The sequence below is a fragment of the Saccharothrix luteola genome (assembly GCF_020859565.1).
Classification (GTDB): Bacteria; Actinomycetota; Actinomycetes; order Mycobacteriales; family Pseudonocardiaceae; genus Actinosynnema; species Actinosynnema luteola.
Genome location: NZ_JAJHUO010000007.1, coordinates 324,474 through 330,975, shown reverse-complemented (window position 1 = coordinate 330,975; position 6,502 = coordinate 324,474). Strand labels below are relative to the sequence as shown.

8 protein-coding genes are annotated in these 6,502 nt (G+C 71.7%); 5 read left to right on the top strand and 3 right to left on the bottom strand.

The window, feature by feature from the left end; genetic code table 11:
- Window positions 1–64: 64 nt before the first annotated feature.
- On the bottom strand, window positions 65–1,378 hold the full coding sequence (locus LNK82_RS12775) for a M14 family metallopeptidase (RefSeq protein WP_230567163.1): 1,314 nt from the start codon (window positions 1,376–1,378) through the stop codon (window positions 65–67).
- 171 nt (window positions 1,379–1,549) lie between these two features.
- Here LNK82_RS12775 and hisD point away from each other — a divergent pair, with 171 nt between their 5' ends.
- From hisD to LNK82_RS12750, 5 genes are all read left to right on the top strand, one after another.
- Window positions 1,550–2,866 (top strand): histidinol dehydrogenase, encoded by a 1,317-nt coding sequence (hisD, locus tag LNK82_RS12770; protein WP_230567162.1) that lies wholly within the window; start codon window positions 1,550–1,552, stop codon window positions 2,864–2,866.
- Window positions 2,863–3,966 (top strand): histidinol-phosphate transaminase, encoded by a 1,104-nt coding sequence (locus LNK82_RS12765; RefSeq protein WP_230567161.1) that lies wholly within the window; start codon window positions 2,863–2,865, stop codon window positions 3,964–3,966. Before hisD ends, LNK82_RS12765 begins: the two co-directional genes overlap by 4 nt.
- Window positions 3,963–4,562: an imidazoleglycerol-phosphate dehydratase HisB gene (gene hisB / locus LNK82_RS12760; RefSeq protein WP_230567160.1), complete on the top strand. Its 600-nt coding sequence runs from the start codon at window positions 3,963–3,965 to the stop codon at window positions 4,560–4,562. Before LNK82_RS12765 ends, hisB begins: the two co-directional genes overlap by 4 nt.
- A complete protein-coding gene (locus tag LNK82_RS12755) occupies window positions 4,563–4,718 on the top strand; it encodes a CG2302 family histidine operon protein (RefSeq protein WP_181319930.1) in 156 nt (51 codons plus the stop codon).
- Between the two features lie 198 nt (window positions 4,719–4,916).
- Entirely contained in the window at window positions 4,917–5,507 is a 591-nt protein-coding gene (locus LNK82_RS12750) for a TetR/AcrR family transcriptional regulator (protein WP_230567159.1), read from the top strand.
- Here the strand turns inward: LNK82_RS12750 and LNK82_RS12745 are convergent.
- Together LNK82_RS12745 and soxR are read right to left on the bottom strand one after the other, a co-directional pair.
- Complete coding sequence (locus LNK82_RS12745) at window positions 5,479–5,994, bottom strand: RNA 2'-phosphotransferase (RefSeq protein WP_230567179.1); 516 nt, start codon at window positions 5,992–5,994, stop codon at window positions 5,479–5,481. The two genes, LNK82_RS12750 and LNK82_RS12745, sit on opposite strands and share 29 nt — an antisense overlap.
- A gap of 51 nt (window positions 5,995–6,045) precedes the next feature.
- Entirely contained in the window at window positions 6,046–6,489 is a 444-nt protein-coding gene (gene soxR / locus LNK82_RS12740) for a redox-sensitive transcriptional activator SoxR (RefSeq protein WP_268996310.1), read from the bottom strand.
- Between the last annotated feature and the right edge of the window lie 13 nt (window positions 6,490–6,502).

Sequence of the window (6,502 nt, the reverse complement as noted above, 5' to 3'; positions counted from 1 at the left end):
AGGTGGTGAGGGTGTCACCCCACCTCGGCGAGCCCGCGCCTGGTCGATCAGGCCGTGGAGGCCGTCAGCAGGTGCGTCCGGTGATGCGCGGGACGCAGTCGGAGTAGTCGAGGAACAACTGCACCGCCGTGTCGTTGCGCGAGGTCTGCGCGGCGATCAGCGTGTCGCGCGGGTAGAAGCCGCTGGTGCCGCTCGCCGACCTGGGGTACATCTCGAACGTGTAGCTCCAGATCTTGTGGGCGGCCCACATCCAGTCGTCGACGCTGCCGTCGGTGATGTAGAGGTCGCTGGCCTGCTGCGGCGTGTAGCCGTTCAACGACGCCATCCGCCTGCCCATGGTCTGGAAGACGTTGGCCTGGGTGGCGTCCAGGCCCGCGGCGGTGTCGTTGTAGGTGTAGCCGTACGGCCACAGGATCAGCTCCGAGAACGTGTGCCAGTCGATGTGCGACTTGATCTGCTGCACACCGCCCACCACGCGGCCGTTCACGAAGTCGCGGACCCGCGCGACCTCCGGCGCGGAGAACGCCGACGGGCCGCGGTAGGTGTCGCTCGACCCGCTGCCGCTGGAACCGCCGCAGCAGCCCCACTGGTGGCCCCAGTTGCGGTTCGGGTCCGTGCCGGTCGCGGTGGAGTTCGGCTGCCGGTTCTTGCGCCACGCCCGGAACGAGCCGGTCGCGATGTCGTACTCGGCGCCGTCCGGGTTGACGCTGGGGATGACCCAGATCTCCCGGCTGTCGACCGCGCCCTTGATGGCCGCGTTGGACGCGTAGTTGTCCGTGTACCGCTTGATGATGTGCAGGCACATCTCCACGGTCAGGTGCTCCCGCGCGTGCTGGTTGCAGGTGAACAGCACCTCGGGCTCGGACTCGTCGGACGCCGGGTTGTCGCTGATCTTGATCATCCACAGGTCGCGGTTCTGGTACGACTTGCCGATGCTGCGCAGCGTGACGAGGTTCGGGTGGTCGCTGACGGTCTGGTTCAGCTCGGCGACCATCTCGGCGTAGTTGTGGTAGCCGGTGTAGCCGGACGGGAAGTCCTGCGCGCCGAGCTGGGGGTCGGCGAAGTCCGCCTTGCCCAGGCCCGCGAGCTGGGCGTCCGCGTCACCGGCGTTCCTCATCGGCAGACCGGTGGCGCGCAGCAGCCACTGCTGGCGGGGTTCGGCGATCACGGTGAGCGTGTCGCCGTTCTGGCCGAGGACGTCGACCCCGGTCCGGGCGACCTTCGTCCTCGCCTCGGGTGAGGTCGCGGTGACCTCGAACACGGTCCGATCGGGGGTTTGGGCGGTCGCCGGTTGCGCCGAGCCGGGGTGCGCGGGGAGCACCAGGGCCACGCTCGCGACCAGCGCGGCGGCCACGAGGCCGCGCCGCTTGGTGAACATCAAGCCTCCATCATCAGCAGGGGTTGCGACGGAGATGGGGAACACCCGCAAGAGGTGCACACGCAGCGTGGCCCGTCGATCACGGATCGAGGTAGCCCCCGTTTGTCGGGTTCACCACTCGGGACCCGGGCTGACAGTTGACGGAATTGGCGACGCCTTACCCTTGTGGGCATGCTCAGCCGCATCGACCTGCGAGGTCGTGTCCCGTCAGCCGCCGAACTGCGCGCCGCGCTGCCGCGCGCCGAGGTCGACGTGGACGCGGTGCTGCATCAGGTCCGGCCGCTCGTGGACGACGTGCGCGAACGGGGCGTCGAGGCCGTGCTGGAGCACGGCGAGAAGTTCGACAAGGTGCGTCCGTCGTCGATCCGCGTGCCCGCGTCCGAGCTGGAGCGCGCGCTGTCCGAGCTCGACCCGGCCGTGCGGGCGGCGCTGGAGGAGTCCACCGCGCGGGCCCGCAAGGTGCACGCCGACCAGCGCCGGGTCGACACGACCACCCAGGTCGTGCCCGGCGGCACGGTGACCGAGCGCTGGGCGCCGGTGTCCCGGGTCGGCCTGTACGTGCCCGGCGGCCTGGCCGTCTACCCGTCCAGCGTGGTCATGAACGTGGTGCCGGCGCAGATCGCGGGCGTCGAGTCGCTGGTGGTGTGCTCGCCGCCGCAGGTGGAGTTCGGCGGCCTGCCGCACCCGGCGGTCCTGGCCGCCGCCGCGCTGCTCGGCGTGACCGAGGTGTGGGCCGTGGGCGGCGCGCTCGCGGTCGCGCTGCTCGCGCACGGCGGCACGGACACCGACGGCGGCGCGCTGGAGCCGGTGGACCTGGTGACGGGTCCCGGCAACATCTACCTGACTGCGGCCAAGCGGCTGCTGCGCGGCCTGATCGGGATCGACTCCGAGGCCGGGCCGACCGAGATCGCGATCCTGGCCGACGCCACGGCCGACCCGGTGCACGTGGCCGCCGACCTGATCAGCCAGGCCGAGCACGACCCGCTGGCCGCGAGCGTGCTGGTGACCACGTCGCCGGAGCTGGCGGACGCGGTGGACGAGGAGCTGGACCGCCAGACCGGCGCGACCAAGCACCACGAGCGCGTGCGGACGGCGTTGCGGGGCAAGCAGTCCGGCACCGTGCTGGTGTCCACGCTCGACGAGGGCCTGCGGGTGGTCGACACCTACGCCGCCGAGCACCTGGAGATCCAGACGGCCGACGCCCGCGAGGTCGCCGCACGCGTGCGCGCGGCCGGGGCGATCTTCGTGGGCGCGCACTCGCCGGTGTCGCTGGGCGACTACTGCGCGGGCTCCAACCACGTGCTGCCCACCGGCGGGTGCGCGCGGCACTCGTCGGGGCTGTCGGTGCAGACGTTCCTGCGCGGCATCCACGTGATCGACTACAGCGAGGACGCCCTGCGCGACGTCGCGCCGCACGTCGTGGCGCTGGCGAACGCCGAGGACCTGCCCGCGCACGGCCAGGCCGTGATGGCGAGGTTCCGCGGATGAGGCCCATCGGAGCGAAGGTCGAGATCACGGACCTGCCCCTGCGGGAGGACCTGCGCGGACGCACGCCGTACGGCGCGCCGCAGCTGGACGTGCCCGTCCGGTTGAACACGAACGAGAACCCGTACCCGCCCACGCCCGCCCTGGTGGAGGACGTGGTGCGGGAGGTGGCCGCCGTCGCCGGCGAGCTGCACCGCTACCCGGACCGGGACGCGGTGGCGTTGCGCGAGGACCTGGCCGCCTACCTGGCGTCGTCCACGGGCGTGCCGCTGACCTCGGCGAACCTGTGGGCGGCGAACGGGTCGAACGAGGTGCTCCAGCAGATCCTGCAGGCGTTCGGCGGGCCGGGCCGGTCGGCGCTGGGCTTCGAGCCGTCGTACTCGATGCACCCGATCATCGCGGCGGGCACCCGCACGGAGTGGGCGCCGACGCCCCGCCGCGCGGACTTCTCGCTGGACGTGGAGCGCGCGGCCGTGATCGTCGCCGAACGCGCGCCGGACGTGGTGTTCGTGACCAGCCCCAACAACCCGACCGGGCAGAGCCTGCCGGTGGACGACCTGCGGGTGCTGATCGAGGCGTCGCCCGGGATGGTCGTGGTGGACGAGGCGTACGCGGAGTTCTCGTCGCGGCAGAGCGCGGTCGTGCTGCTGGACGACTACCCGGCGAAGCTGATCGTCAGCCGGACCATGAGCAAGGCGTTCGCGTTCGCCGGTGGCCGGTTGGGCTACCTCGCCGCCGCGCCCGCCGTGGTGGACGCGTTGCAGCTCGTGCGGCTGCCCTACCACCTGTCGGCGTTGACGCAGGCGGCGGCGCGGGCGTCGTTGCGGCACGCGTCGGAGACGCTCGGGTCGGTGGCCCGGTTGGCGGCCGAACGGGACCGGGTGGCGGACTCGTTGGCCGGTCTGGGCTTCTCGGTGGTGCCGAGCGACGCGAACTTCGTGCTGTTCGGGTGGTTCGAGGACGCGCACGCCACGTGGCGGTCGTACCTGGAACGCGGTGTGCTGATCAGGGACGTCGGCATCGCCGGACACCTGCGGGTGACGGTCGGCACCCCGGAGGAGAACGACGCGTTCCTCGCGGCGAGCAAGGAGGTTGACCGGTGAGCCGGGTCGGCAAGGTGGAGCGGACCACCAGGGAATCGTCGGTGTACGTCGAGGTTGACCTCGACGGCACCGGGCAGGTCGAGATCGGCACGGGAGTGCCGTTCTACGACCACATGCTCACCGCGCTGGGCGTGCACGGGTCGTTGGACCTGGTCGTCCGGGCGACCGGGGACGTGGAGATCGACGCGCACCACACCGTGGAGGACGTGGCGATCGTGCTCGGGCAGGCGTTGCGGGAGGCGTTGGGCGACAAGGCGGGCATCCGCCGGTTCGGCGACGCGTGGATCCCGATGGACGAGACGCTGGCGCACGCGGCGGTGGACGTGTCCGGGCGGCCGTACTGCGTGCACGTGGGCGAGCCGGAGCAGTTCAACACCTTCACGATCGGCGGCAACTACCCGTTCGTGCTGAACCGGCACGTCTTCGACTCGCTGGCGTTCCACGCGGGGATCGCGCTGCACGTGCGGGTGGAGTACGGGCGTGACCCGCACCACATCGCCGAGGCGCAGTTCAAGGCGATCGCGCGGGCGCTGCGCGCGGCCGTCGAGCCGGATCCGCGGGTGGGCGGCGTGCCGTCGACCAAGGGTGTCCTGTAGATGCCGAAGGAGTACGTGGTCATCGGCCTGATCGCGCTGGCCGGGTTCCTCGGTGGCGGCGTCTACAGCACGTGGAAGACGGCCCGGGGCCTGGCGGTCGTGCTGCTGGTCCTGACCGTCGTCGCCGTGGGCGCCGCCCTCGCCTGGCTCCTCTGACCTGCACCGAGCGTTCAACTCGGCCATTCCGAACGTAGGACACGCGCGTTCCGAACGTAGGACACACGCGCGTGTCGAACGTTCGCGTCCCGCGTGTCGAACGCTCAGGTCCCGCGTGTCGAACGCTCAGGTCCCGCGAGTTCGACGTTCGGGGCGGTTGGGCGCGGGCGGTTTGGCTGTCTGCGTATGGTTGGTCACATGTCGTCACCGGCCGAGGCCGCCACCACCACCGGTCGCACTCGGGAGCGGGCCGATGCCGCCCGCAACAGGGCCCGCGTGCTCGCCGCCGCGGAGGAGGTGTTCGCCGCCGCGGGCGGGGCGGTCGGCGTGACGATGGAGGACATCGCGCGTGCCGCCGGCGTGGGCCGGGCGACGCTCTACCGGCGTTATCCGGACACGACGTCGATCGCGCAGGCGCTGCTGGACGAGCACGAGTCCGACATCCAGGACCGCATCCTCACCGGCCCGCCGCCGCTGGGCCCGGGCGCGTCGCCCGACGAACGGCTGGCCGCGTTCTACCGGACCATGGTCGGCCTGCTGGAACGGCACCTGCACCTGGTGCTCGGCGCCGAGACGGGCCGGGCGCGGTTCCGGGCGGGCGCCTACGGCTTCTGGCGGCGGCACGTCGCCTCGCTGGTGGACGGCGCGCCCGCGGCCGTGGTGGACGCCTTGATGGCGCCGCTCGCCCCCGAGGTCTACCAGTACCAAAGACAGGTGCGCGGCCTCGGCCCGGACGAGGTGGTCGCGGGCCTCGACTGGCTCACGAGACGTGTTCTCGCAGGTAGTTAGGCGGCACGGCGGCCGTCAGCCACACGCCGTTGGCGCTCACGCGGAACTCGTGGCCGTCGGCGGCCATGGCCGCGGCGTCGACCACCAGCACCACCGGCTTGCCCCGGCGCGACCCGACCCGGACGGCCGTCTCCACGGTCGCGGACAGGTGCACGTCGTGCCGCGCCATCGGCCGCAGCCCGTCGCGGAAGATGTCGGGCAGGAACCGGCCGACCGTCCCGTGGTACAGCTCGGCGGGCGGCTCGGCCACGGGCAGGTCCAACGACACCTCCACGGTGTGGCCCTGGTTGGCCCGGATGCGCCCGTCCTCGATCGCGAACCGCTGCTTGTCGTTGTCCGCCACGACCTCCAGCACCTGCGCCTCGGTCACACCCAGGGCGCGCACGAACTCCTCCAGGTCCACCCATCCCGCCGGGTCCAGGGTCAGCCCCAGCCGTTGCGGGTCGTGGCGCAGGGTCTTCGCCATCCGCTTCGACAAGCGGACCATCTGCTTCTTCTCTTGCACGACCTCCAGTGCAGCACGCGGCACAACCGGATTTCACGTGCCGCCTTCCAGGGCGGGCTTGAGCTTGGGCGCGCCGGGCCCGTCGGCGGCCTGCTCGTCGTCGAGGTTGTGCAGGGTGCAGCTGCGCAGCGACAGGCACCCGCACCCGATGCACGACGTCAGCCGGTCGCGCAGCCGCCGCAACGCGTCGATCCGGGCGTCCAGCTCCACCTGCCAGCTCGCCGACAGCCTGCTCCAGTCGGTCTTGGTCGGCGTGCGGTTGTCCGGCAGGGTCGCCAGCGCGTCGTGCACGTCCTCCAGCGACAGTCCGACCCGCTGGGCGGTGCGGATGAACGCCAGCCGCCGCAGCACGTGCCTCGGGTACCGGCGCTGGTTGCCCGCCGTGCGCTCGGAGGTGATCAACCCTCTTTCCTCGTAGAACCTCAGCGCGGTGTGTGGCACCCCGCTGCGTTCGGCCACTTGGCCGATGGTCAACATCTCCGGCAACTTG

Excerpts from the sequence above, each read along its gene's own strand:
- LNK82_RS12775 (WP_230567163.1), bottom strand. The coding sequence starts at position 1,378 with ATGTTCACCAAGCGGCGCGGCCTCGTGGCCGCCGCGCTGGTCGCGAGC.
- hisD (WP_230567162.1), top strand. The coding sequence starts at position 1,550 with ATGCTCAGCCGCATCGACCTGCGAGGTCGTGTCCCGTCAGCCGCCGAA.
- LNK82_RS12765 (WP_230567161.1), top strand. The coding sequence starts at position 2,863 with ATGAGGCCCATCGGAGCGAAGGTCGAGATCACGGACCTGCCCCTGCGG.
- LNK82_RS12755 (WP_181319930.1), top strand. The coding sequence starts at position 4,563 with ATGCCGAAGGAGTACGTGGTCATCGGCCTGATCGCGCTGGCCGGGTTC.
- LNK82_RS12750 (WP_230567159.1), top strand. The coding sequence starts at position 4,917 with ATGTCGTCACCGGCCGAGGCCGCCACCACCACCGGTCGCACTCGGGAG.
- LNK82_RS12745 (WP_230567179.1), bottom strand. The coding sequence starts at position 5,994 with ATGGTCCGCTTGTCGAAGCGGATGGCGAAGACCCTGCGCCACGACCCG.
- soxR (WP_268996310.1), bottom strand. The coding sequence starts at position 6,489 with ATGTTGACCATCGGCCAAGTGGCCGAACGCAGCGGGGTGCCACACACC.